The sequence below is a fragment of the Sphingomonas sp. AOB5 genome (genome assembly GCF_029433115.1).
Taxonomy (GTDB): domain Bacteria; phylum Pseudomonadota; class Alphaproteobacteria; order Sphingomonadales; family Sphingomonadaceae; genus Sphingomonas.
The window spans coordinates 108,722-133,978 of record NZ_JARNTV010000004.1 but is presented as its reverse complement, the minus strand read 5'-3'; the positions used below and the strand labels follow the sequence as shown (position 1 = coordinate 133,978).

At 58.3% G+C, this 25,257-nt stretch carries 25 protein-coding genes; 11 read left to right on the top strand and 14 right to left on the bottom strand.

All coding sequences use genetic code 11. From position 1 onward, the window contains the following. Positions 1–123: 123 nt before the first annotated feature. Positions 124–618 carry a hypothetical protein gene (locus P1X14_RS03445; RefSeq protein ID WP_277313910.1) on the top strand — a complete coding sequence of 165 codons (495 nt, stop codon included), beginning with the start codon at positions 124–126 and terminating at the stop codon, positions 616–618. Positions 619–782: 164 nt separating this feature from the next. On the opposite strand, the gene P1X14_RS03440 is transcribed toward P1X14_RS03445, so the two are convergent. Further along, the gene (locus P1X14_RS03440) at positions 783–2,549 is read right to left on the bottom strand and encodes a recombinase family protein (RefSeq protein WP_277313909.1); all 1,767 of its coding nucleotides are present in this window, start codon (positions 2,547–2,549) and stop codon (positions 783–785) included. Between the two features lie 251 nt (positions 2,550–2,800). Here P1X14_RS03440 and P1X14_RS03435 point away from each other — a divergent pair, with 251 nt between their 5' ends. The 3 genes from P1X14_RS03435 to P1X14_RS03425 all read left to right on the top strand — a co-directional run bounded on the left by P1X14_RS03435 (position 2,801) and on the right by P1X14_RS03425 (position 5,021). Then, positions 2,801–4,015 (top strand): hypothetical protein, encoded by a 1,215-nt coding sequence (locus tag P1X14_RS03435; RefSeq protein WP_277313908.1) that lies wholly within the window; start codon positions 2,801–2,803, stop codon positions 4,013–4,015. 107 nt (positions 4,016–4,122) lie between these two features. Then, on the top strand, positions 4,123–4,518 hold the full coding sequence (locus P1X14_RS03430; protein WP_277313907.1) for a helix-turn-helix domain-containing protein: 396 nt from the start codon (positions 4,123–4,125) through the stop codon (positions 4,516–4,518). A 47-nt stretch (positions 4,519–4,565) separates the two neighbouring features. Next, positions 4,566–5,021, top strand: a complete 456-nt coding sequence (locus P1X14_RS03425; protein ID WP_277313906.1) for a hypothetical protein — start codon at positions 4,566–4,568, stop codon at positions 5,019–5,021. Between the two features lie 54 nt (positions 5,022–5,075). On the opposite strand, the gene P1X14_RS03420 is transcribed toward P1X14_RS03425, so the two are convergent. The 6 genes from P1X14_RS03420 to P1X14_RS03395 form a co-directional block, all read right to left on the bottom strand. Next, positions 5,076–5,381, bottom strand: coding sequence for a hypothetical protein (locus P1X14_RS03420; protein WP_277313905.1), 306 nt, complete (start codon positions 5,379–5,381; stop codon positions 5,076–5,078). A 151-nt stretch (positions 5,382–5,532) separates the two neighbouring features. Then, complete coding sequence (locus tag P1X14_RS03415; protein ID WP_277313904.1) at positions 5,533–8,178, bottom strand: RHS repeat-associated core domain-containing protein; 2,646 nt, start codon at positions 8,176–8,178, stop codon at positions 5,533–5,535. Further along, positions 8,169–10,388: a hypothetical protein gene (locus P1X14_RS03410; RefSeq protein ID WP_277313903.1), complete on the bottom strand. Its 2,220-nt coding sequence runs from the start codon at positions 10,386–10,388 to the stop codon at positions 8,169–8,171. Before P1X14_RS03410 ends, P1X14_RS03415 begins: the two co-directional genes overlap by 10 nt. Before the next feature lie 594 nt (positions 10,389–10,982). Then, complete coding sequence (locus P1X14_RS03405; protein WP_346770440.1) at positions 10,983–11,357, bottom strand: TrbC/VirB2 family protein; 375 nt, start codon at positions 11,355–11,357, stop codon at positions 10,983–10,985. A 66-nt stretch (positions 11,358–11,423) separates the two neighbouring features. After that, positions 11,424–11,867, bottom strand: coding sequence for a hypothetical protein (locus P1X14_RS03400; RefSeq protein WP_277313902.1), 444 nt, complete (start codon positions 11,865–11,867; stop codon positions 11,424–11,426). Beyond that, a complete protein-coding gene (locus tag P1X14_RS03395; RefSeq protein ID WP_277313901.1) occupies positions 11,864–12,535 on the bottom strand; it encodes a hypothetical protein in 672 nt (223 codons plus the stop codon). The genes P1X14_RS03400 and P1X14_RS03395 overlap by 4 nt, the downstream gene beginning before the upstream one ends. Before the next feature lie 89 nt (positions 12,536–12,624). Between P1X14_RS03395 and P1X14_RS03390 the strand changes: the two genes are divergently transcribed. From P1X14_RS03390 to P1X14_RS03365, 6 genes are all read left to right on the top strand, one after another. Continuing rightward, positions 12,625–12,876 carry a helix-turn-helix transcriptional regulator gene (locus P1X14_RS03390; RefSeq protein WP_277313900.1) on the top strand — a complete coding sequence of 84 codons (252 nt, stop codon included), beginning with the start codon at positions 12,625–12,627 and terminating at the stop codon, positions 12,874–12,876. 236 nt (positions 12,877–13,112) lie between these two features. Further along, complete coding sequence (locus P1X14_RS03385; protein ID WP_277313899.1) at positions 13,113–13,643, top strand: helix-turn-helix transcriptional regulator; 531 nt, start codon at positions 13,113–13,115, stop codon at positions 13,641–13,643. 53 nt (positions 13,644–13,696) lie between these two features. Then, positions 13,697–14,050 (top strand): hypothetical protein, encoded by a 354-nt coding sequence (locus P1X14_RS03380; RefSeq protein WP_277313898.1) that lies wholly within the window; start codon positions 13,697–13,699, stop codon positions 14,048–14,050. A 44-nt stretch (positions 14,051–14,094) separates the two neighbouring features. Beyond that, a complete protein-coding gene (locus tag P1X14_RS03375) occupies positions 14,095–14,571 on the top strand; it encodes a hypothetical protein (RefSeq protein ID WP_277313897.1) in 477 nt (158 codons plus the stop codon). Next, complete coding sequence (radC, locus tag P1X14_RS03370) at positions 14,478–15,104, top strand: DNA repair protein RadC (RefSeq protein ID WP_277313896.1); 627 nt, start codon at positions 14,478–14,480, stop codon at positions 15,102–15,104. Before P1X14_RS03375 ends, radC begins: the two co-directional genes overlap by 94 nt. A 798-nt stretch (positions 15,105–15,902) precedes the next feature. Next, the gene (locus P1X14_RS03365) at positions 15,903–16,406 is read left to right on the top strand and encodes an SH3 domain-containing protein (protein WP_277313895.1); all 504 of its coding nucleotides are present in this window, start codon (positions 15,903–15,905) and stop codon (positions 16,404–16,406) included. A 63-nt stretch (positions 16,407–16,469) separates the two neighbouring features. Here P1X14_RS03365 and P1X14_RS03360 read toward each other — a convergent pair whose 3' ends face one another. After that, positions 16,470–16,892, bottom strand: coding sequence for a MucR family transcriptional regulator (locus P1X14_RS03360; protein WP_277313894.1), 423 nt, complete (start codon positions 16,890–16,892; stop codon positions 16,470–16,472). A 246-nt stretch (positions 16,893–17,138) separates the two neighbouring features. Here P1X14_RS03360 and P1X14_RS03355 point away from each other — a divergent pair, with 246 nt between their 5' ends. Beyond that, on the top strand, positions 17,139–17,825 hold the full coding sequence (locus P1X14_RS03355) for a hypothetical protein (protein ID WP_277313893.1): 687 nt from the start codon (positions 17,139–17,141) through the stop codon (positions 17,823–17,825). Here the strand turns inward: P1X14_RS03355 and P1X14_RS03350 are convergent. The 6 genes from P1X14_RS03350 to P1X14_RS03325 form a co-directional block, all read right to left on the bottom strand. Then, complete coding sequence (locus P1X14_RS03350; protein ID WP_277313892.1) at positions 17,815–18,306, bottom strand: Mov34/MPN/PAD-1 family protein; 492 nt, start codon at positions 18,304–18,306, stop codon at positions 17,815–17,817. The genes P1X14_RS03355 and P1X14_RS03350 overlap by 11 nt on opposite strands. Further along, positions 18,303–20,057 carry a ThiF family adenylyltransferase gene (locus P1X14_RS03345; RefSeq protein WP_277313891.1) on the bottom strand — a complete coding sequence of 585 codons (1,755 nt, stop codon included), beginning with the start codon at positions 20,055–20,057 and terminating at the stop codon, positions 18,303–18,305. The genes P1X14_RS03350 and P1X14_RS03345 overlap by 4 nt, the downstream gene beginning before the upstream one ends. Continuing rightward, complete coding sequence (locus P1X14_RS03340) at positions 20,050–21,288, bottom strand: CBASS cGAMP synthase (protein WP_277313890.1); 1,239 nt, start codon at positions 21,286–21,288, stop codon at positions 20,050–20,052. Before P1X14_RS03340 ends, P1X14_RS03345 begins: the two co-directional genes overlap by 8 nt. A 275-nt stretch (positions 21,289–21,563) precedes the next feature. Continuing rightward, positions 21,564–22,568 (bottom strand): replication-relaxation family protein, encoded by a 1,005-nt coding sequence (locus tag P1X14_RS03335; RefSeq protein WP_277313889.1) that lies wholly within the window; start codon positions 22,566–22,568, stop codon positions 21,564–21,566. Positions 22,569–22,585: 17 nt separating this feature from the next. After that, entirely contained in the window at positions 22,586–24,547 is a 1,962-nt protein-coding gene (locus P1X14_RS03330) for a DUF87 domain-containing protein (RefSeq protein WP_277313924.1), read from the bottom strand. A 31-nt stretch (positions 24,548–24,578) separates the two neighbouring features. Then, positions 24,579–24,962: a hypothetical protein gene (locus P1X14_RS03325; protein WP_277313888.1), complete on the bottom strand. Its 384-nt coding sequence runs from the start codon at positions 24,960–24,962 to the stop codon at positions 24,579–24,581. Positions 24,963–25,257: the final 295 nt, after the last annotated feature.

Below are 25,257 nucleotides of genomic sequence, written 5' to 3'. Positions count from 1 at the left end.
AGAAAGGGTGGCGACGGCCCCGAAGCGTCATTGTGTTACGCCGAACATGGGCATCTGGGGCATTATATCTGGACTGGCTTGGACAGGGCTTCACCCGGAACCAGCATCAGCGGACGCATTCCGGTGTACGACTTCGCCGGACTCGCGCGTCTAGTCCGCGCGCTCCCACCGGGGACGGTGTGGAGGCATAACCAAGCGGGAGACCTTCCCACCCGCGATCAACGAAGCATCGACCTTCAAGCGCTGAAACGGCTGATCGCTGCCAATCGCGGCCGACGCGGATACACCTACACGCACTATGATGTCGTCGATCATTCGCACAACCAGGCGTGCGTTCGCGAAGCCAACGCACAAGGCTTCGCGGTCAATCTGAGTGCTGACACCTTGGACGAGGCGGATGCCCTGGCGGACGCAAACTGCGGGCCGGTCACCGTCGTGGTGCCGGCTGACCAAATGACTAACACGACTACGCCTGCGGGCCGGAAGGTGGTGATTTGCCCGGCGCGGGTTCGAGACGATGTGAATTGTGCAACCTGTCGCCTTTGCGCAATTCCCGATCGCCGCGCGATCATAGCATTTCCGGCGCTCGGCCCCGCACGCACGCGCAAGCTGCACTGAGCGGCCTAATATCAGATGTTGTGGACTTGGAGACTTGGGGGACTTGGTCGGCTGCGTATTACCCGCGCAGCCGCCATCTCGACTGAATGCCGTGACGCCATGCGGAAATTGAGTGCTGTAAGAGAATGCAGGAATGACTCTTTCCGACGAGGCCTTGGATGCCTTTATTGATGCTTTCGAGGGCGGGTATGGACGTCGGATCTCGCGCGACGAGGCGAACGAGATGGCGCGGCGTCTGATCGCTTTCGTCGAGCTACTTTCGACACCGCCCGGCGGTATGACCGCGGAAGAATGGGCAATTCGTTGTCGGGAGATTCGAGACGCGGGATAAGGCGTCGTAGAACTTCGAACCGATGGCGGCCGTCTTCGCTTTCAAGTGTCTTCGCGAGAGAAGCGACGATACGGCGCCCTCGCCCTGCGATCTGTCTAGGCGTCAAGGTTCGAACCTGTTCTACGTCGTGCAGCAGACGTGGAAGCGCGCACAATTCCGGGTCCGAAAAGAACGGTTCTGTGGCGTAGATACTGAGTTTTTTGGCACCCAAGGTAGGGTTCGATCCAACAATTTTTAGCAGCTCTCGTTTTGCGGCGTTTTCCGGCTGGGCGATCCAATCCACGGCGTACTTGCTGGCTTTTACGAGCAATTCGAAGGGTTCGATCAAGTCCACGTCTTCTGCGTTATCAATGTCGTCGAGCGCGGCTTTTCGGGCCTCGAGCTGCCTGCGAAGCTGGTCGAATTCTTCGTCCTGTATCAGCCGCCGCAAACGCAGCGATGTAACCTCTGCCAGCTGCGCGGCGATTTCCGCTTGTGCGGCAATCTGCACGCGTCGGATTTGCCCTCTCCTAACCTTCACGTCATTCGCGAACTCCGGCAAATAGCCACGTACCCAGGCAACGACATCCTCTCGGATTCTGAGAGATTCCAGAAACACAAAGAAGGTTTGCGTAAGCACTTTCTCTTCTACCGACAGCTCAGAACAGCCATTCCGCAAAGGGCCCCTACTTGAGCAGTGATAGTAAATATACTTGGAGCCAAAACGGTTCGTCTTTCGCTCGGCAGTGACCATTCCGCTACACGTCGCGCACCGGATCATGCCGGTGTAAGCGAAGGAAAGCCGGACTGGGCGGGGCGTAGATCTCTCGTTGAGCTTTTGTTGAACGCAGGCAAACTCGGATGGGGTGACGATTGCCTGATGCAGCCCGGGATAGATCTGGCCATTCCACTCGAATTCCCCCTTGTAGAACGGGTTTGCGAGCATCTTGTAGATCGTTGACCTGCTGATTGGTTTGCGCCCGCTGCGTTGTCCCCCGGGGGTCAGCAATCCCCATTGCTGATGAACGATGGTAGCGACGTCGTGCGGGTTACGGCCCTCATAGATCAACATGTCGAAAATTCGCCTGATGAGCGAAAACAACACCGGGTCAGGTACGATGGTCTTCGTAGCGGGGTCATTCAGATAGCCCAGCGGGGCGCGGTTGGGGCGCCAGCCTCGCTCAATTTTCGTTTGGTTGCCGCGCTTCACATTGTCCGAAAGAGCGTCCGAATAGTATTTCGACTGACCGAACATGATCGACAGCATGAACTTGCCCTGAGAGTTATTCTCGAAGGTGTAGGTAGCGAATTTGAGATCACGGATCGTGCCCGTGTCGAGCAGGTAGATAATGCGACCGCCGTCGATGGAGTTTCGCGCTAGGCGGTCTGGCGCCCAGCTGATGATCCCGTCGGCCTCACCACGTTCGATTCGATTTAGCATGTCCGCGAACACCGGTCGGCCGGGGTTCTTGGCGCTCATTGCCTCTTGAAGAACCTCGACCACTTCAATCGCTGGCTGGTTGAGGAAGGCGCGCTCTGCCGCATCCTGCTGCGACTGAAGCGACATAACCTGTCGCTCCTCCCGTTCGGTCGATTTTCGGCAGTAGAGAAAGTATTTCATGGGGCGAGCGATGTCCCCAACGTCCCCCAAGTCCTGACGAGGGAATTGCTGCGGGTGAATCGATTCTATCCTGGCCTTGCTAAGTCGGGAATCCATGGAGGCATTGTCCCTCGGGCGCGGCGATAGCCGCACGGGTGCATCCGACCCATGGTTGGGTGTGGTGACGCCTGCTTCGACCCGCGCCCCTCGCGTATCGTTAAGCCATGAGCGCACCCATTCCCACGATCTCTCGAATACTTCCGGACGGTACGTTGATTGAGCTGCTGTACGATCCAGACGTGGGCACCTCGCTCGCTATCGCGAAGGCGGACGCCGGCCCTGCTATTCTCGCCAGCATAGAGCTGCCGAATGGAGAAGTTCTGATCCCGTACGGTGCGACGAACAACTTGCTTACCTCGGGGTGTATCGCGCTACCCAGCGCGATCGGCAGATATGAGAGTCAGGCCGCACTAGTCGCTGAGATTACCGCATTCCTGCACCGTTATGTTGATCTTTCGCCTGCGTTCGAGGAGCTGGCCGCATACTATGTGTTATTCAGCTGGGTATACGACGCGTTTAACGAGGCACCGATCCTGCGGCTCCGTGGGGAGCTTGGGTCGGGCAAGAGCAGGGCGCTGCTGGCGATTGGGCTTCTCTGCCACAAGTCCTTCTTCGCGTCTGGCGCATCGACCGTCTCGCCGGTATTTCACATAATTAACGCATTTCAAGGAGTTATGGCATTAGACGAAGCAGATTTTCGTTTCTCAGACTCCACCGCGGACCTGGTCAAGATATTGAATAACGGAACTATGCGCGGCCTGCCTGTGCTGCGAACTCTGACCAATCGCCACCGGGAATTGAGCCCGTCCGCATTCTGCGTTTTCGGCCCCAAGATAATTGCCATGCGTGAGCATTTTGCAGACGAGGCACTTGAGAGCCGCTGCATCACCGAAGAAATGGGCGCGCGTCCGCTTCGGTCGGGGATTCCGCTCGTCACTCCAGCAACGCTGCGGGTTGAGGCACAGGCGCTTCGAAACGACTTGCTGGCGTGGCGATTTGCCGCACGTCACACCGTTGCAATTGATCCTTCGTGTATGCTCGAAACCTTGTCGCCTCGCGGCAACCAGATGGCGATACCGTTGCTGAGCCTGATCGAAGACGCTGCGGCCCGGGAGCGGGTCGGTGTCTATCTTGCCAACGCAGACCTGCGGGCGCGCGCCAGACGCGCCTCACAGCCACACATCGCGATCGCGGGCATCCTGGACCGCCTATTTCGCGAGGATGGTACGACGCACGTATCGGTTTCGAAGCTGGCGCGGGAGTATAGCTCGTCCACCGGAAACGCGCTCGCCATTAAGTCGGTCGGCCATATGGTGCGCTCTCAGTTAAGGCTCGAAACGCGGAAAAGCGCGGGGATCTATGTAATCCCTGCGTACGAGAAGTCGAAGGTTGCGGAGCTTATGGCGCGCTTCGGGGAAATCAATTGATGAGGGCACAGCGGTGTTGGATTTATCCCACCCTCAGCGCGAAAATTCACCACTGAGGCCTCTCGTGCGGGTGCGGTGACGCCTTAGGAATTTGGCGCGAATGCCCGATGATAGCAGTGGCGGGAGATTGCGCGCTGCTGCCGCTTAACCTTCATCATATGTCTCACCAAATTGTTCTTTTGCGGCGTAAGCACGCCCTTACTCAATATGATCTTGCTGACCTGATTGGCGTTTCCCAATCGACGATCGGGCGCCTGGAGGATGACCCGTCGTACGCGCAGAGGCTTCGACTGGATGCCGTCCTCGCGTTGCAGGTCATCTATGGGAAATTGCCCGGAAAGCTCTTTCCCCACCTATACGAAGAAGTGGAAGATGCGGTGATGCGCCGGGTTGCGGCGCTTGATCGGAAACTCGACGGCCAAACGGGATCCACGGCCGAGCATCGACGGGCGCTCCTTTCACAGATCGCTCAAAATATTAGCAGTAGAACCAAGTTGGTATGATGGAGTCTCGCTCTCGGCTTATGGGTATCCATTGTGGAGCCCGCGGCGTGGGATATGTCATCTTTGAAGGCGAGGCTGCTCACGACTGGGGAACCATTGTAGCAACGGGCGATAAGAACTGGATGTCGCTACAGAAACTTGTGCGTCTTCTAGATCGGTTTAGCCCGAACATCGTTGTTCTCGAAGAAGCAGAAGGATTACCTCGGCGAGCGCGACGGATCGTGCAGCTTCAAAACGAGATCGTTACCTTGTGCCGCCACCGAAATATCGAGACCTGCCTCTACCGTCACGCGGAAGTGCGCGATTGCTTCTTGAAGGTTGGAGCGAAGTCTCGCCAAGAGATTGCGGAAGCCGTGGCTCATAGAGTTGATGTGCTTGCACATCGGCTCCCGGCACGCAGGAAGCCCTGGCAAAGTGAAGCGCGGCAAATGACAATCTTCTCTGCAGGAGCTGTTGTGATTACGCATCTTAATTCAGGGAAAATTGAAGGCGACATGAGATAATTCGTACAATTCTCATGTAATTCGATTTAAAAAACTATAATGATCAATTAATTGTTATTCTGGCATTCTGATGCCTTGGCATACCGGTACCAATTCCGATCCCGAGTATTTCAATATTCCTTGAGAAGATGGAATATTACGGAAACTTTCTGACCAGTATATATAATGATCACCTAAAATCTCAGCGTGCAATACAATTAAATCTAATCTGTCTTCGATTTTAATCACATACGGTATGTCAAATAGATGATAAAACTGTCCTATTTTTTCATCTTTAGATATAGCGAGTTTATCTCCTATTACTATGGAGTAATATTCACTTCCCTGCCATTTTAATTTAATAGTTTTGTTGTAGATCAAATTTACTGTGGAAAGATCAAATTGTTCACCGCTGCTATTTATACACGCCCCCGCTATCGAATTAATTCGTACGGATGGTATATCTGCTATACTTTGGGCGCATGAATTGCCATGCGACAGGGTTATTATTGCGAAGCATGCAGTTATAAATTTAATTTTTAATTGAGAAATCAATGTCCGCAATATCAAAGTGACTTTGATTGGTTCTTTCCCCGCCACCCCTGTGATCATCGTTATTTCTGGTGATGGGGCTACCCTTTTTTTGACGATATTCATTCTCAACCCTCAGCGCTTCTGTTTCGCCACCGACCCAGCGTCCGGCATCTAGGAAGTTCTTTCCGTGACCCGCCAACTCATGTTCAAGGAGCTCATCTAGCGGCATCAAGTACCTAATTATGTCACCTCGGCCATCACGAGCCTGATAGCGCCATTTCATCGGATCGACGTAAAGGACGTAGTTCCCCATCGTTCTGTCGCCGGTTGGTTCAATCGCCCCCCCTCCGGTTGGCAACCCTCGGCTATTGTTGGGCTGGGTTAGGACAGTGATCAACTGGTTAGATGCAATCAGCCTCCGCTCTACATCACCAACCCCAGAACGCTGATCATTAATTTGTATATCAATCGCGGCCTGCATATCGCGGCTCTGCGGACCTCGGGCGCAAATGCCGAACTGTCTGCCATCCTTGTCGGTGTAACAAAGTCCGCTCGGGTCGCGGCGGTTCATGGGGTCGCCGCCGGTATACGCATAGAGATTTATCTGATCCTCATACCCGATCGGATCGACCTGCAGGAACCGCCCAAGCGTCGGCGAGTAAATACGGGCCTTGTAATGATACATGCCCAGCTCGGAGATCCATGCCTGACCGGTGTAATGGAATCGGCCCATCGCACCGCCGGGGGTCAACACCTGGGGAATGCCATGCTCATCGTAGGCATAGGCGGTAATCAGCGCGCCACTGGCATCCGCCACGGACACCACGCTGCCTTGATGGTCTACCTGCAACGACCGCCGCGTCGCGTAGAGTGAACCTTCATACCAGATCAGTGGGTCGTCATTGCCGGCACCATGGACATAGCGCCGCAGGATCGTGCCACTACTGTCATACTCCGCGACCAGTTCGTCGCCGTCGTAAAGGAACCGCGCCACGCCCGCAGACCCATCGGACGTTTCGAACAGCCGGCCCAGCGGATCCCATGTCAGCGCCGCGATCTGCGCTCCGGTATAGCTCGCTGGGCAGCCTGCCGTCGCAACATGCGCCGCCACCAGCCGGTTCTCGACATCGTAGCGGAACGCTCGCGTCCCGTCAGAGGTTAGGTTGCCATTGTCGTCGTAGCAGAAGCTCGCAGGCCCTGCGGTGCCATACTGATTCAAACCATTGACGGTATAGGTTCGCTCCACCGCATAGTTCGCGGTGAACGCATAGTCGTTGTTGCTGCGCGTCCGCTGGTTAATCTGACCCGCCGGGTTGTAGCCAAACGTCGTCGTGACGTCTGCGCTGGTGCCTGAAAGATCGTTCGATAGGCTAGCCAGACGAGATACTGCGTCATAGCCGTAGGTGGTCGTTACGCCGCCGCGTGTATCGCTCGCGCGGCGGTTACGATTGTCATAAGGAATGCTTGCGATCTGCGTGGTACCATTTTCCTTGATCGCAATCAGGCGTCCGAGATCGTCATAGTCATAGGTAAAATAGGCGCCGTCAGGATGGGTGACTTGGGTGCGGTTGCCGTTGCGATCCCATTGATAGGACAGGGTGCGCGTCGTGCCACCCTGATTCGTCGTGGAGGAGCTGATCCGGCCGAACCCGTCATAGGCGGTCGTAATCCCTTGGCCCGAACTCGAGCCGAACCGTGCCTGGGTCTGAAGCCCGCGGAGGTCATAGGCGTAGTAGACGTCTTGTGAGGATCCGCCCGGCACGTCCTTTAGTGTCATCCGCCCAAGCGCGTCGTAGCTGTAGGAGATGACCTGTCCGTCGCGCTTTCGCAGGCTCGTGCGGTTACCCTTAGCGTCGTAAGTATAACCTTCGAAATCGGTGGTCGAAACCGCGCCGATCGCGGTGCTCGACGGAAAGTTCCAGCGGATTTGACGATCGTGACCGTCATAGCTCATTGTCGCGACATTGCCGTTAGCGTCGATCAGCACCTTCCGCTTGCCAGTGAGAGTGTACGCGTAGGTAGCGTCGTTGATCTCGACGATCGTCCCATAGCCCTTGGTGACCTTCGTCACCTGATCAGCGGCATCGTATGTCAGCTTGGTGATACGGTCCGCACCCGCTGGGCCGACGGTTCCCACGCACGCGCTTGTCGGCAACGCCGAATAGAAAGCAGGATTCATCCGGACCGCTGTGCATTCCAGCCGACCCACGGCATCATAACTGTATTGGGTCACCGAGAACGGCACGAACACGTTGGAGCCGTTTAGCCCGTATAACGTGCGGGTGCGCTTACGATCCATCGCATCATAGCTAGTCTCGAGCTTCTCGTAGACGGTGAAGCCAGACCAGTTCGCAGGCGCGATGTCTTCCGATTGCCAAGAGGCCAGTTCGCCCTTTTCGACCAGGATAAGGCGCCCGATACTGTCATATGTATTACGAACAGCGGCGTGCTTGATCGAACCCGTTTCGTCAGGATCAGGGCTGATCACACCGGTGACCCGATGCATCACGTCATAGCGGGTACCACTGGTAAATCGGGACGCGCTGGCCTGCGCATGGGCATCACCGGCCACTGAAAACAGCGCCAGCGCAGGAAGCAGGGTCGCCACAGCGCGGCGAGTGAAACCGCTTTTGATCACAGACATGCGGTCAACTCCGCACGCGGTGTGGTCTCGCTGATCTTGTTGCCTGCCTTATCGTACCCATAGCAGGTTCGCAGACTGGTCCCGTTCGACGTCACGACCGTTCCACGAAGCAACAGATTGTTCGGCCCCGAATCCGGGCCATAATCATAGTTGGTTATCACAAGATCGGATGTTCCGGCGGCACAGGTCCCTGTAGTCAGGTTCAACGTGCTTGAGATACACGTCCTGACCTCGGTCAGCAGCCACTGCGCGGCAGTCGATTGGCTGTATCCGCCGCCGCTGTTCTTGATCCACGCATATCGCTGCGAATAGCTGTATTTCTTCGCGGGGGAGACGCCGTTCACCGCAGGCCTGACTTCCGTGAGAACGCCTCCGTGCGCTGGATCGTAGGTATAGGTCGTGGTGTTCTGATTGGCGTCGGTGACGGTCAGGGGTTGCTGACAGACCTTCATCGAGGTGCAGTCCGAATAGGTTGCACTTTCGACGATATCGACCAGCCCCGAACCCGGCTTCGCGATCCGCCGGCTCTCCGTGCGACGGCTGCTCAGATATTTATATTCCGTCCGGATACCTTCAGGGTCTGTCCATGACTGGATCAACCCCACGGTAAGACAAGTGAATGGCTCATATTGCGGGTATACGACTGCCTTATCGCAATAATCGAAGCTTGTCGTTCGTCCGAGCGCGTCGGTAACCGCCGTCGGTCCGGGCGTGATTTGATATGCGATGTTGAACTTATATCCCGCTGGGCCAGAGCACTCGTTGCAGTGCGCCTGTTGGAGAAGATCGGAAGTCAGCAGGACATTGTTGAACGCATCCCTCTGATCATTCGCCATGACATTCAGATCATAGTCCGGATCGGATCGGCTGGTGAGAATTGCCGGGAGCGTCGGCTTTTGCAGGTGGTACAACAGGATGACGCCGGTCCCGGACCCCGGCAGCTGATTGCTCATCGAGTAGGGGACTTCCGGAAAACCAAAAGTTACCGTGGTCGTGCGTCCGAGATTATCTGTGTAGGTGCCCCCAGCAAGCACATGCTCTGGCGCCCCGGGAGGCGCGCCAATCTGGCTCGGGCTGAAGTCGAAATTATAGGAATAGGTCGATCCGTCAGCGAAATCCTGCTTCCAGGTGACATCTTGGTCGACGAAGAAACTGTTCTTCTGTGGCGCCGTCCAGTTGACGAGCCAAGGGGTGGTCTCATCGGGCCGGGAATAGCTGACCTTCTGATATGTCTTGGATCCGATCGTTCCCGCCGCATAGGCGAAGGTCCACACCTTGCCGGCCGCATCCGTAACGCTGGCCAGCTTCGGCTCGCTCGCGTAACTGGTATAGCTATAGCTGGTGGTGGCCAATGCAGCCGACGAGCAAAGGCCGTCTGTCGGCGCCAGCGAAGCCGCAAGGTTATAGATGCATGCCTTGGTAACTAGGTTCCAGTCGGCGTTCGTGTATTCGAACAGGAGCAGATACCCACGACTGCTTGTAACGCTCTTCAGCCGCGCCCGGTTGCCGGTCGTGCGGGTATCATATTGCAGCGTATACTTCGTGCCATCGACCGCATTCACTTCCGACGCATAGGCGCATCGTATTGTAGTCGAGCAGTCTGCTGCACCGATCGCAGGCAGCGCTCTGAACACGATCGTGGAGCCGTCCGCAGCCGTGTAGGTGTACACTTCACCACCAGCGCCACGCGAACCGGTATGGGCGAGACGCGCCATCGGTGTCCGCGACATTTGTTCGAAGGGCCAATCGATGCCCAATGCCTGGAATGTCTCGGTCCGGCCATCGACCGAGACATAGACCTGATAATCGGACTGCCCTGCGCTCACGATTGCATGAGAAATCAGATTCTGCCGACGTTCCGTCAGCATGATACTCCAGTTATGCCCCATGCTGGCGAACGGCGCGGGGGAACCCGGAAGACCGGCGGCGTCGGTGCGCTCAAGATCGAACTTCGGCACCGACAGGTCGGCCATACGATACGCATATACGCCAGAGCGCATGTCCACGCCGCCTGGTGAAATCGTGTACTGCTCAGGTGGAGGCGCGCTTACCTGCGCCTGCGACTGCGCGTGGGCTTCCCAACCACACGTCACTTGAGCAAGCACCATCACCAGTGACAGAGCAGATTTTGCCAACAGGGTCGTTCTCGAGTCGGTTGTCTGGTTGCCGCCGCGCGACACGGTGCGTGCGCTGCCAGTCAATACGTGCATGTCACTGCATCCCGATATAGAAGAATCACGCTGCGAATTTGCTATTCGCAGACATATTGTTCACCGACCCAATGACACCCATCGTCTCCACCCCCCGGCGGTGTTGGCGTGGGGGTTGGCGCCGGAGTGGGTGTCGGGCTGGGTGTAGGTGTGGGAAGCGGACTTGGCTCGGGAACCGGCCCCAGCGGCAGGCACGTAGCCAGCGTCGCAGATGGGTCCGATTTATATTTGAGACGGTTTCCAGCCCGATCATAGCAGATGGAGTTGGTTTGTCCGTTGTTGACCGTTCCTGTCGTTCGAACGGCCACCAGGCGACCCAACGCATCATAGACGTAGACGACGGTTTCTTCGGCGTTTGCAGCGCTCACGCCTATGAGACCGATGATAGCTGACGATACCAGCAGCTTCGTTCGGATTATTCGAGACACGTGCCCTCCCATTGCGCGAGGGCATCAAGCGCGATTGCGCGCAGCACATTCATAACAAGCCCCCCGGCTGCGAAGGGGAGGCAAAGATCGGCGCCCCCTTTCGATCAGCGATTTAATACCATAATGGAGCCAATCGCAACTCATCGAGACGCTCCTATGTCATCGACTAAGGAAGCAAGGACGCACCGGCGTAAGGGTCTTTGCGAGGCTTAGACGGAGGCACGACGATCGGCGGCGATTCGTCTATGGCCACATGCTGCGCACCATCACCACCAAATGAAGCTGAAGCGCTTCGCACGCCGGCGACGATGCTCGACGCACCAAACAGAATAAAGCAGCCCATGATGACGGTCGCGCCGCGGCGAAGGTCGAGGCGCGCCCCCAACATAGCCAGGCCTACTGAGGCAATCGCAACCACCGCTACGGCAGTTGCGACTGTGCCGAGAAGCGTGCCTTCAAGCCACGCAACCGCGGCCACGATCGGGTTTGCGCCCTGCGGATCGGCAAGATGCCCTGATAAGATATCCAGCGTCACGCGCATTTTCCCAACTAGTGCCTAGCGAACATCACAAGCGATCGGCTCAGCGCGTCTTTCAACCAGCAGCAGCTAGAACAGTTGAAAGTCCTGCGGCTGTTTAATGCGCCATCCCGAATCCCACCGCTCCACGAGCACCTCGTAGCGGGAGGTGCTGATCTGTCCATTATCCCAGCCATTCGGAGGCGCGCCATAGCAAACGGCTCCGGGGTGATGGATCGCAGGATAGCGGCCTAGGTAGTAGCGATAGGGTCCTTTGTAGGTCACCTCGACCGCGATGCGCAGCTTCCCGGTGTCGCCTGACGACGTTGCGTCCAGGAGGCGCGCAGGACCGAGATCAAAGGTCTCGCTGCACGACACCGCGCCATTGGCTCGGAACGTCTTGCTCTTGAGGTACTGATAGAATTGATCGGTGAGGCGCTGCTGATCGGCCGCGCCCAGTTTGGTGCTGTCGCAGCCAGAGACGAGCGGCGCTAGACTCAGGCACGTCACGATCATGGATATACGGCGGATCATAAGGTGGCTCCCGTTCGCGCCACCACAAGCGACTGCGAGCGGCCACCGGCCACGTAGAAGACGATAAGCGCGGTCTGGCCGCGGACTGCCGGAACATAGACGTTTCCGGTTACGCTCGTTCCCGGCGCAATGGCCTGAGCGCGAAGGAGCGACCCTTCGATGCGCTGCAATCGCTTACGCCAACTCTCATGACCTCCAAGCATATTGGCGAGGCCGATACCGCCCGCCACAAGCGCGAGCGGCGGGAAGATGAGCGAACCGGCGACCTGACCGGCCACCCCGATCCCAAGCGACTTGGCGGCAGTCCCGCCGAAGCTCGGGGCCGCCGCTAGCTCATGCCCCGTACCAGCTGCAGCGATTACCACTCCATTGTTGAGCCGAGCACGCACGTCGCTCAGTTGGATGGTCTGGCGGCCGACATTGGTGACGGTGAGCTGGAGCTGCAGCCAGTTGCGATCCTTGGGGAGATAGCCCCGCTGGCCCTGCATGAGCACCTGATCGACCGATACGCGGATGCTGCGATCACTGGCAGGCGCATAGGCGAAGGTCTCAGGCGCTTTCGCGTCTATCGCGCTACTGGAGGCGGAGTTCACCCCGCCTCCGCCACCCATGCATGCCGAGAGTAGTGACGCGGCGCCAGCGGCCGCAATCAGTCGATGCGCTTTCATGCCTTCCCCCACCAAATGTGCGGTTGGAATACATCGAAATAGGGCGATTTACCATAGGGCGTTTTGCACTATTCTAAAACGCCCTGTCAGTGGGCGGGCAGATGCCCCAAGCCCGCAAGTCCGCATTCGAGCCGCAATATATCGAGATCATCGATCGCCTGATCGCGCGTCGGCGGGCAGTCGGAATGAGCCAGGTCGAACTTGCTGCTCAGTACGGTGAGGAGCAGACATTCATCAGCCGAATGGAACGCAAGCAGCGGCGCATGGACGTCTGGGAATTTGTCCGGTTCTGCCGCATCCTCAACGTCGATCCGGCCGAAGTGCTCAAGGGGCTAGAATAGCCAGGCCATGGCGCTCCAGATGCCCGCTAGCACCGAGCCGATCACCAACACGCCGAGGATAACGGGTTCAACCGCGCCTCCAATCCTCCGAAAGCCGCGTTTGCTCATAGCCTGCCGCCTTCTCCGCTTGTTCTGATTCTCTGCAAATCCACCAACAGTCGGTTCCCTTGGCACGCGCCGTAGCGTAACAGGCCCTAGGCATGCCACAGCCTGATTGGGAGCAGTTTGCGGAACGCGTGAAGTCGCTCACCGAGCGGCAACGTAGCTGTCTCCGTCTCGTGGGCGAACTCAAGGATCTCCACCAGATAGCCGACGAGCTCGGCATTAGCCTGCGCACCGTTGAGGGCCATCTAGCCGGCGCTCGCGCGACGTTACGCGCCGCGAGCAGCCGCGAAGCCGCACGGTTGCTTCGTGAGTTTGAGGAGCGCGAGGGCACGTATTCGGTACGCGAGCAAATTTCCCGCGTTGAGCCAACGGTCGATGTCCCGGCAATCGAACCCTCGCAGTCTGACGGGGAACCGGCCGACGAGGCCGTTGGGGGGCTACGAGTTCGCGAGGAGCTGAAAGCATATTCGGCTCTTTCTAGTCCGCCCAACATGCTGAGTTGGTCGCCCATTCCCGGGCCGGAGCGTAGTCCACGAAGTGTTCCTCCACTTCGTCGTCTCGTTCTGATCGCCTTGCTGGTAGTCGGCATGGGAGCCGGCATTGGCATTGCCGTTCTGACTGTCGCGGGTGCGATCGTAACGCTCGACCGCCCGCGTCCCTAAACGCTTAGTCAGAAAGGCCGCGTGGACTCTGCGTCCCGCGGGACGGGTCCACTATGTCTGAAGTCGCCTCTATGGGCGTGGCGAAGGCGGTACACCGCCTGCACACTGCCGAACTCAATTCCGATAGCCATATCGAAGCCAATGCTCTTTTCCTCGCGTCCATCGCGAACGGCCGACAGGCGGCGGGGCTTCCATTCGGGGCGACCCAGGCCGCCCTCGAAGAAGCCGGGAAAGCCGTTGCCTTCTCACTTGAGAGCCGCCGTCACCTCGCGCTCGCGCATCAGCGCCTCCTCAAGACCGTGCAGGAGCACGATATCGATATCACCGATCACGGAGACATCTTTCCGTGGTGCCCGAATGCGAGCGGTGAGCAATCGCTAACCACGGCGGCGAGCGTCGCGGCCTGATCCATGACCTTGACCGGATCATCTGCTGGTGGTCCGGTCGGGACATGTGGAATGTCGCCGTCTACCTCATGCTCTTGGTTGCCACGTGCCTTTACGCCGGCAGCAGGGGTGGAGCGCCTGAACGCATCGCAACGGCGATCATCCTTGGCGCAGTGGCGCTCACCTACGTCGCGGCAAAGCAATGGCGCTGGGCATTCACCTCGCGAGAGACCGGTATCCTAGCCGTCGATATCGTCATGCTGGTTGCGGTGGTTCTGCTTGCCATGCGCGCAGACCGATACTGGCCGATTTGGATGGCTGCGTTCCTGGGCCTCGGCATCGAACTGCAATTCGTGATGTGGGCCGCCCCTGAGCGGCACGTCGAAATCTATAGAGTTCTCCACTTTTGGAACGCCTATCCGACCCTTCTGCTGCTCGCGATCGGGACATGGCGTCACCGGACACGCCTTGCGCAGAACGGTGCCGATCCCTCTTGGAGCAACTTCTCACGCCTGCCTGCGGCAGCGCAGCCCGCGAGCTAGCACACCGTCTCATCGAGCGGTTCGGAACCCTGTCCGCAACCCTCGCTGCGCCCAGCACGGAGCTGGCTAGCGCAACGAATGATCGTCAGGCCGTTGCGGTCATCAGTGCCACGCATGACGCAATGCTCTGGTCCCTTCGTACACGGCTGGATGAGCGCCCGCTTTTGAGCAACGACTTGGCGGTGATGGAATATGCGCGTGTAGCCCAAGGGTTCGCGCATCGCGAGATCGTCCGCGTACTGTATCTAGACGCCGGAAATCGGCTCCTCGCTGAAGAGGAATTGGCCCGCGGGACCGTGGACGAGGCGCCGATCTATATCCGCGAGATTATTCGGCGAGCGCTTGAGTTGGGTGCAACCGGCCTCATCATCGCCCACAATCATCCGTCGGGAGATGTGACCCCCAGTCGCTCCGATCGAACCATCACCGACATGCTCGCGAAGGCTGGAAAACCGCTCGGTATTCGCGTGCTCGATCATGTGCTGGTGTCGCGCGACCAGGCCGTGAGCTTCCACGCGCTTGGATGGCTGTAGGACTGATAGTGAGGACTGCTATGGCATTTAGGATACGCGTCTCCGGCCCCAAAGCCTGTTTTGCTCGACCTGAATTTAAGGTGGATCGAATTAGCTACGAAGTGATCACTCCCTTTGCCGCTCGCGCCATCTACGAATCAATATACTGGAAGCCTCAGATACGATGGCATGTGGACGCAATTCACGTGCTCAACCCAATATTATTCTGCGAAGAAGACCGAAATTCACACAGTCCTAGACACGGAATTATACGCAGCATCTCACTGTTGGATGTAGATTACCTCATCGATGCACATTTTGATGTTATCGATCACTCTAACTCGGATAGCATCGCAGCCATGCACTCAAAAATGTTTATCAAACGAGTCCGCTCGAGGCGCTATTTCCGAGAACCCTATCTGGGCGCGCGCGAATATCCGGCTACGATTGAATTAGTCGAGAGCGGCACGGCAGACACTCCACAGCCCGCCTCACGCGAGAACCGAGAAATTGGATGGATTGCTCATGATCTTGATGAAATACCGTCAAATGGTCTGAGATTCTTTCAAGCCACCATGAGGAATGGCACCATACTTGTACCCCCAAAGGGGTGTCCCACTCTGGCTCTCTAGAATGGTGGATATAAAATCCCCTTTGGACCAGCGACGTTTCTTAAGTGCGCTAGTATCAAGAGATTGAATCTCGAAATCTCAGCTGTCTACACGGAGGCGATGCTAATGACGAAGGGAGCGCACTGGGGGAGAACTGCTTGTGGCCGCAACTGGCTCATCTAGCGCATCTAATGGATGCGGCCTTGTCGTGCTCGTTATCGTCGCGGTCATGATGCTGAGCCGCTGCGGCGACAGCTCCAATACGCAACCTCAAGCGTTTGCCGATACCGGCAGTGCTATCGGCGCCGAAACCACAGGCGCCCGAGAGACACTCTATGTGTCGGGTACCTCTGCCAATTGCCGCAGCGCCCCGAAATCAAAAGGCCGCAAGGTCGCGCGCCTGTCGTCAGGCGACGAGGTCACCTCACTTGAGACCGATGGCAGTTGGACGAAGGTCGAGCGCAGCCAGGGTTCGGATTGTTGGGTCTCATCGCGCCTGTTGTCGACCGTAAAGCCAGCACCCCCTCCGCCTGCACCAGAACGAATTGCCGCCCGAAAGCGCCTTTCGACCAAATCGAGCCGGCAATGTGGCGGCAAGTGGAAATGTGGGCAGATGAATAGCTGCGCCGAGGCGTACCACTATCTCAACACCTGTGGCGTGGGTCGGCTTGATGGCGATGGCGATGGCGTCCCCTGCGAGAGCATCTGCTAGAGGCGCCGTCGTAGCGCTTCCGGCACGCCGTCCGCAGCACCAAACGGATCCCCGTTGAGCCGGTTAGCGTGTCGTGCGCTTGCGGCGCTTGGTGCCCAGACCGATCTTCTTGGCGAGCGTGCGGCGCTGCTCGGCATAGTTCGGCGCGACCATCGGATAGTCGGCGGGCAGGTTCCACTTGGCGCGATACTGGTCCGGCGTCATCTGATAGTGCGTCATCAGGTGGCGCTTGAGCATCTTCAGCTTCTTGCCGTCTTCGAGGCAGACGATGAAGTCGGGCTTCACCGAGGAACGCACCGAAACCGCAGGTTCCTGCTTCACTTCCGGCTCCGCAGCGACGGTGCCGAGACCCGAGAGCGCACCATGGACGTTCTGGATGAGCGTCGGAAGGTCCGAGACAGCAACCGAATTGTTGCTGACATGCGCCGCGACAATATCCGCGGTCAGGGTGATCAAGGTTTCCTGCATTTCGTTCTGCGTATCCATGATTGATCCATTTCGGATGAAGATGTCCCCCTGTGGCCTGAAAACGTTAGCGCTGCAACGCATCCTCATATCCTCGGGACTGGGCTTCCCGGTCTTTCAGCAGCACTCAGGTACACCCCGAAAGCAGATTGGCTCCTCCCCAACACTCCAAGTGGCGAGACTACAAGATGGATACATTCCGCGTTTCGCTCTACCATCTCCAGCCATGCTACGGATAGTCGGCCAATATCAATTCGAGGACGCCAGATGTATTCAACACTATCGCTGAAACGGCTCGTAGCTTGGCTAGCGCTGCCGCCTCTCGGCATATTTGTGCTACTTACGGCTCTCGTGCATGCACCACAAAATCTAACAGAGGGCTGGAGCTTGGCCAACAAGGTGCTCGGCGGCTGGGGCATCTTTCTGTTCGTGTTCGGGTCTGGCTCTCAGTGGTGGAGGCCCTGGCGATTGCTTTGGCGAATCCCGGGTATTGATCGACTTCTCTTCCCCGATCTAAATGGAAAGTGGGTGGGCAAGACGCGTTCGAATTGGCCGTCGGTCAAAGCCATGTTCGAGGCCTATGAGAAGCGCGAAAAGCCGGGATATGCCGGCCAGCTCGACCAAGTCGCGTTGCAGGACGACGACATCGAACTCAAGATCACTGCCTCATTCTTTCGGCTTCGCGTCGAGGGGAAGCTTAGCAACACGGGCGGCACCTCCCACTCGATCAGCGCCCAGCTAAGCTGGAACGACCATCTTGAACGCTTCGAGTTGGGCTATCTCTATAACCAAAATACGCCGACGCCGCGGCAGACTGACGAAGCCCTGCACCTTGGCGCTGCGTATCTCAGTCTCGATATCGAAGCAGCAACTCTGAAAGGCGAATATTGGACGAAGCGGAGCTGGCGCAGCGGCCTCAACACCGCCGGCACACTGGAGGTGGTTAGGATGTAGCACTCGCGGCAACGCTATCCAGCATCAGATCGAGACGGGTGCGACCGTCATGGACCGCGAGCGCAAGACCATCCGGAAACGCGGCCGTGCCAACTATAACGTACAAGAAGCTCTGAAGCTGGTGTTTGGACGAGCTGATACGGCTGATCATGGCGCGGTCATCAGCCCCGGAGGGGCGTGGCTTCGGCTCTGGATGAGTATGCCAATCGCCGATGTAGTGTAACCCGAGCGGATGGCGTTGGTCGATCTCCTGCTGCTCAGCGCGGCGATCGCCCTGATACGAACAGCGCGAGCGGCGGTCCGTCGGCCGCGGGCCAGTCGCTTCCTCGATCGTGATCATGTTACCGGAGATGCGAGCGAAAAGCAGGCCCCCTGCTTCGCGATGCCAGAAACGGGTCTGGCGACAGGCGTTGAAATGCTCGAGCACGGCTTCCGACAGCAGCAAGGTTTCTCCGGACTGGCCGATAGCGACGCTGATCATGCTGGACCCTTGCCTTGGCAGGCTGGGCATTGGATGTCAGGTAGCCAGTGCCGCTCGATCGCACGCCCTCCTGGAGCGTCTGCGCTAGTCGCGGCCAGCCAAGCGGGAGTCCATTCACCTCCGGCTGCCTCTAGTATTTCGGTTCGACATGATAGGATGCGATGGTTGCCTGGCGACGCCCGTTCCGTCAGAACGCCTAGCGCCAACTCAGTCGTGAGTACGGCGGCAGACATGATCTCTCCCGCGCCGTAGGGCATGAACCAGTTACCGCAAGCCGCTTCGCGCTGAAGCGGCACCTCGGTCCATTTAGTCGCCTGGAATTCTGGATCGCCAGACAGGTCGAAGCCGCACAAGAGACAACCCGCGCCGGGAAGAATCGCCACCGCTTGCGCGGCGCACCCTCGCGGCTCGGTCCAACCAAAGACGAATTCCTTTCCGGTATGATCTCGTTGCCACATTGTCAGTTCGGCTTCGTCATCGAGCATGCCGGTCGTGCTAATGATCAGATCGCATCCTTCGAGCGTTTCAGCGCATTCCTGCCAGCGTCTGCCATGTCCGGCAAACTGGCTATGGGGGAACTCTCGACCGAGTTGCTCGGCGAGAGCGATCGCCTTGTTCTTGCCGCGCGCGGCTACGCCAAGGACATGACGCCCGACATTCGCCCATTCGAGCATTTCTGGATCCATCAAGTCCAACTTGCCGACCCCTGCGAGCGCCAGAAGCCTCGCGACCGGAGACCCAAGCGAGCCGCAACCCACCAGCGCGATCTTTGCGGTTCTCAGCTCTAGGAGGTCCGGGTTCGAATCCCGACCATGAATCCAGAATGCGTCGGCGCGCTCTACGCGCGTTCGGGTTAGGCTCGCCTCCTTCCACTGACCGAGACGGACCTGCGGGGATGACGCGCCCTGATACGTGCCCCTCTTTTTCCGCCCGCGGTCTATGCGTCGCAGCTCAAGTTCGACGCCGCCAAAGCAAGCCCCGTTGCCGGCGACGGCACCGATGATGACGGTGAATATATGTCCGTTAGCCGACCGCAACAGTCTATCCAGAAGCTCGACCGCGTTGTCGGCAGCACCGCCGGCAATTTCGTAAAGGTCCGCGACAGTCTTCGGATACTCTCGCGGCAAGAGCGGACGATCGAGCCATAACAGGGCTGCGTCCTTAATCGCGACCTCGGCAACACGCGCCTTACCTAGATTGCCGAGCCAGCGGCGGATGTCCGTCCTAGATTCCGAAAGAATGCACAATCGCTTTCCACGCCAGAGCTTTATCGCCCGGCTTGGGCCGCTCGGATCCAGCAATGATTGCACATACGGCCCCGTGGCCGTGATGTCCCAATAGGAAAGAAACTCGGATCGGAAATCATCTTCGTTCGCCCCCGTGATGCCCTTGTCGAGTATGTCAAACGCACCATCGAGCAGTGCCTTCACTACATCAGTCGGCCGGGTTCGGTCGTACCGGTCGGAAGGCGAGGTGATGCATAGTCGTCCGTTGGACTCGACATGAGGCCAGGTTCCGAAGGCGGGTGGATTAGCGAGAAAGACCTGTGGCAGTTTGCGCGGGTACTCATCCGGGATCTCGATATCGAGTTCAAGAATCCGACTCGCGATCTCTGCCTTGATCCGCCATCCGTCGGTGGATCCGCTTCTGACGCGCCCAAGCCGGAGAGCGCCCAGAGTACCAATCAGCCAACTTTCCAGTCTTGCTATGGCCCCCGCCCGGTCGATGCCGAGCGGGAGAATGTTAGCCATAGCGCGCCTCTCCGCCAATTTTGACCGGGTCACGGCTCTCAGGCCGCGTTTCGCCGAGCAGCCCCTGCGTCACAATCACCGGCGTCGCGGCAACGACGATATCGAGCAGATCGATATTGTTGGGCACATAGCCGCCGAGCGTGCGGCGAAGGGTCGCCAGCGCGGATGCGCGCGTGTCTTGCGACAAAGCCACCTTAAGCTCCTTGGCCAACTCGCGCGCCTTTGCGACAAATTCCTCCCGGCACGCCTTGTCCCAGCCCTCATCGAGGATCTGGCCGGGTACGACAGGATTGACGATGGCGGTAGAGAGGCGGTCGCCAAGGCCGTCCGCCACCATTTGCAACGCAAGGTCGTCGCGCGTCTCGGCCGGCGCGGTGGCGCAGTCGTCGAAAGCGTCGACCACCGCAGCCATCAGCGCGATCGAGCTGAGACGACATCCCTCCCAGCTGTGGTCCCGCCAACCCTTCAGATAGCGGCAAACACGACGGAGCTGATAACCGTGCCGGTCGATCGCATTTCGAAACCAGGTCTCGAGCTTGCGTGGGTCCGAAGGCTTCCAGCCCTCGTCGCGATGGGCGAGCATGATGTGATCGGCGGGCAAGGTGGGGTAGACTTGGTCGAAGGCCATAGCCTCGTCGAGGGCAAGAGCGCCGAAGCTTGCATTGGCCCGGGCTTCGGCCTTCTCGACCAGCACTTGGAAATCGTCGTCGGGAATAGCGTAGAGTGCGAGATCGACATGCGCACCCTTGCGCACCTGCACCCTGACGCAGGAGTTCTTGTCCCGGTTTAGTTCCCAGCCGTTCTCTTCGCAGACCGGCTCAAGGATTTCCTCAACCGCGGCGAAATAGGCGCCGCTCACGATCGCGGGGTGCGTCTCTCCATTCTGGGTTAGGAACGAGACCGGAAGAAAAACGCCATCGTCTAGATCGATTTCCTGCGGCGGGTCATAGGTTGTCCGGTTGAGAGTATCGTAAGACCAGCTACCCTGCATGCGGAACTTTGGACGAAGGACCGGCTCGGCACCGTCGGCGAAGCTGAGCGCTGCGGTTTCGAACAGACGCTGTTTAAGGATAAAATGGGGCCACTCGGCGAAGCCCGCCTTCAACGCGTCGCGAAGGGTATCGCGCACCCCGCGCAGTTCCTCCCGCTCCTTATCGTCGACAGTCAGCTCACCGAGATAGTTTTCGTCCGATTTAGCGCTGAATAGCGCGCGATGTGCGTTGATCGCCACCCAAGAACTCCCTGAGATAATCGTTAATAAGGATCACATAGGTAGCGTTGAAGTGTCCGCAAGAGCCAAGGAACAAATCATGTCCGTTTGCGCACACACTTTTCCACAGTTTTGCACGATTGCCCCCTCAGCTAACACTCAGCCTCAATCAACCTACTAATGGGTGGGACGGCGCCTAGTTCGACGATTCCGATACAAATTCTACTTATCGTAAAACAGCCCATTTTCAGTGGCTTTCGCCCAAAATGCGTTAATCGCTTTGAGCGATATTGTTCCTATGCCTCCCCGATGCTCCGCGTCGCCGATACCGTCATCCATTCGCCCGTCAGAAGCTGCGAGAGCACATCGCGGGGTACTCGCCAGTTCACACCAAAGGTCGGCTCTGCTTGAAACAGAAACCGCTCCGCGAACTGTCCTGTCTCACTCCTGCGGATATTGCTCAGAATGTTTGCGGCATGCGTGCCGTTGGTCGTAACAGTGAGCACCGTAAGATTGGGGATGCCCCAATGTGTACGATACAAGCCCGAACGCAGGATGCTGAGATAGCTCGCGACCTTCCGGCCATAGGAGGTCTGGCCGATGTTAGACCGTTCAATGCTCTCGGTGCTCCGGTCGACCTCGACCGCGAAGAAGCGGAAGCCGTGGCCGGGATATTCAAGCCCAAACAGATCGTCAGGTGTGAGCGTGCGGTCAGCACTAGGAAGCGGAATCGTAAGTGTCGCGCCCGAACGCGTGAGGATCTCGCCCCGACTGATATAGCGAAGGCCACACTTTCCTGCGGTGATCTCACAGGAGATACCGACACACGCTTGCATGAGTTGGTGGAGAAACGGATCGGTGCGCCTTACCGGGTGGCGTGTGAGTGTGCCACGCTCAGCAAGCAGCGTACGTGCACGAGGCGCGAGATCGTATACGAGGTGCTGATATCTGGCATCGAATGCCGCGAACTGCCGGGGCGGGCGGATGAGGTATGGCCCGTTCGCGTCACCGTTATAGAAGTGGGTCAGACGGTATTTCAGGTTCGCGAGATTGCTGCGGAGGTGGCGCGTTAGCTCGTACAGGTAGTGGGTCGGAAGAGGTCCGTGCCGGTCAATCGCTTCGAAGATGCGCAGGTCCGCGTCGGTCAGCAATAGGCGCACATCGCTAGGCTGGGGAGCAGCGTGGCGTAGGCGGCGGGAGAGCGCGTCAGTGGACATGCGGTGGGCGTAGCGCAGTCGATAGGCGCCGTAACCGAGCGATATGGATCGTATGGAGCAGAGCGATTCACGGTGCGCACGCATGCGCACCGCAACTATTTTTACCACTCAGGACTGATGTCTTCGGGGAGCGGAGCCGCCTCTGGAGGAGCGGTGCGCGCTGATGGTGCGCGGCCGAGCGAAACCCGTGAGCGGTTGCGTTCGATGAGTGCCTGATAGGCCTCGTCTGATAGCGAACCGCTGTCGTTGACCGGCTCGATTGGAATGGACACAGCCGAGGGAGTTACGTGCCGTATGTGTGCGGCGAACTGGAGCCGGGGCTGGCTCAGGATAAATTCGGCCGAGGTCCGCATGTCGCGGGCCATAGCGTAGGCGTCCTGGGCCGAAAGGCCGGACGCGAACTTAATACCCGTATTCGCAGCGAGCGATGCTCGGAGGGAGGACGTACCCTGATCGAGATATTGGTGCGCCAGCAGGAGACCGCATTTATACTTGCGGGCCTCGGTCAGCAGGTCGTCAATGTTGCTTGAGAAGAAGCTTCCGGCCTCGTCGACCATGAGGAAGGTGGGCTTACGCTCGTGTTCCGGGATCGCGGCCCGTTCAAGCACGGCTTGGAGGATGAGCGAGATCATGAGCTTTCCGAAAACCGCAGAGCCATCCTTGAGGAAGTCTTTGGCGGTATCGACTAGGATGACCGCGCCGCGGTTCATCTCCGTGAAGAAATCCACTTTGGTTTCGGGCGCCGTGAAGAGCCGAGCCATAGTGGGGTTCTCGATAATGGCTTGAAGGCGGTAACGGATCTGCTCCCTAGTCGCCTCGAAGATTTTGGATTTGAAATCGCGCTCGAAGAACTCGCGCTGAATGTCCGGTAGCCGGCCGATCGCCGCTTGATACGGCGCAGGGTCATGCATGAGCCGCAGCATGTCGAGGATCGTCGCGTTACGACCTTCAACCTCCGGCAACGTGAGCAGGAGGCGCGTCACGTAGCGGAAGAACACCTCCTGCTTGCCGGTGAGCGTCAGGTTGGTGAGGCCGTTCCAGAGATAGCCGAACGTCTGGATGACCCCGGCCGTCACCTGCTCGCGCGTCACCTCGTCATATCCGCTGAAGCGCTCTTGGTTGATCGCGAAGGGATTAAGCGCGACGGGGTATTGGGTGTCGCGGGGATCAAGGAGAATGAGGCGATCCTCGATACCAAGGTCCGATCGCATGAGCTTGCGAACAAGATCGGAGTGGGGATCGATAAGGATGATGCTGGGCGGCTCGGGCGACCGCAGATCGTGCCGAATGAGCGTCTCTATGAGCACCGTTTTGCCGACGCCGCTGCCGGCGAGCACGTGCATGTGATTGAAGCGATCTTGGTGCGTGAGCTGGAGCGGCACCGGAGACGCGAACAGTGCGTGGAATGGCGTACCGCCTAGGTACGTGTCATTGAGTTGACCAAGCGGAAGGTCGCTCTTGTATGCGTGGACCGGCGCCCTGCTGCTTTCCGAGAATGGCTCGATGCCAGAGGCGTGGCAGATGTTGAGATAGAGCTTGGTTCGCAGCCACTCAAACATCTCACGCTGTTGATAGCGGTCATCCAGGAGCGTTTTGTAGAGGCTGGATATCCACGCGCGGGCGTCGGGGAAGGCGTATATGAAGGGAATGGTGAAGGGACTGGGATCGCGGGCCTTGGGTAGCGCTTCAGCGATCTCGTAGAACACACCGAGCAGGAACGCTTCAGCGAGCTGTTGTCCGTCTACGGATTTTAGCTCCCACGTCCGCAACTCTTTCCGAAGCTCGACAAGCTGGCGAAGATCGAGCTTCTCAAAATCAGGTGCGTTGGTCCGAAAGCGCTCGTTGGCTAGAATCGCGCTGAGCGCCTCGCGCATGGGTTCGCTCAGCTCGTAGTCGAGGGCGTCGAGTATGGCCCCTACGAAGCGCTCAATGGCGGCGGCATCGGGATAGCGGCTGCTCGCCACGCGCTCATACAGCGCCCGCAAAGCGGCAAGCTCGCGCTCACGTTGCGTTGGCTCGCTTTCGGCTAGGGCGTGTATAGCAAGCCAGCTGAGAGCGACCACCAGCGCCAAGACGAGGATTTCGGTCGTACGCCTAGTCCGCCGTTACGAACGTGTGATCCTTGGATGTGACCTCGTACACACGATCAGTGCCATTAAACGATGCTCGCGCTTCCGCCGTCCTGAGCGCCTGGGAGCACGCGTCGACCACGTGCCGCTCAAGCGCGAACACCTGATTGAAATCCTCGCATTCGAAGCGAACTCCTGACGAAAGGTCGCGGAGCGTCTTGTTCAGCTGGTTCCGTAGATCGGGGTCATAGTCATCGGCGAGAAACCACAGGCTTGCTTGCCAGAGATCGAAGCGGTCGAGCAGCGCGCGCTCCCCATCGCTGACACTCAAGATCGCATTGAGGCAGTAGACCCTCTTTCCACCAAACATGCCCTTGGTGTCGGTAGTACGCGTGAATTTAACCTGCATCGATACCTCCCCCCTGCTTGAGGAGAAGGTGTCGTAAGATGCTGCGGCATCAAACCAGCGTTGGGTTCATATTGGAGGTTTGGGTGGTGGGTGGGCGTAGGTCGTTTACGAGCTAAGGTCGGGGTAGAGGTCTCCCGTATTACGTATGGTTTCTCGTGAGTTAGATCAGAATTGGTGCAGCATACAGGGTACGGGCGCCTATGCCGGAGTAGAGCGCCGGAGCGCCAAAGCCGTCACCGTGCTATAATTCGAGAGGCGACAACTCTGATCTAGTTGCTGCGCGCAGACGCAGTCG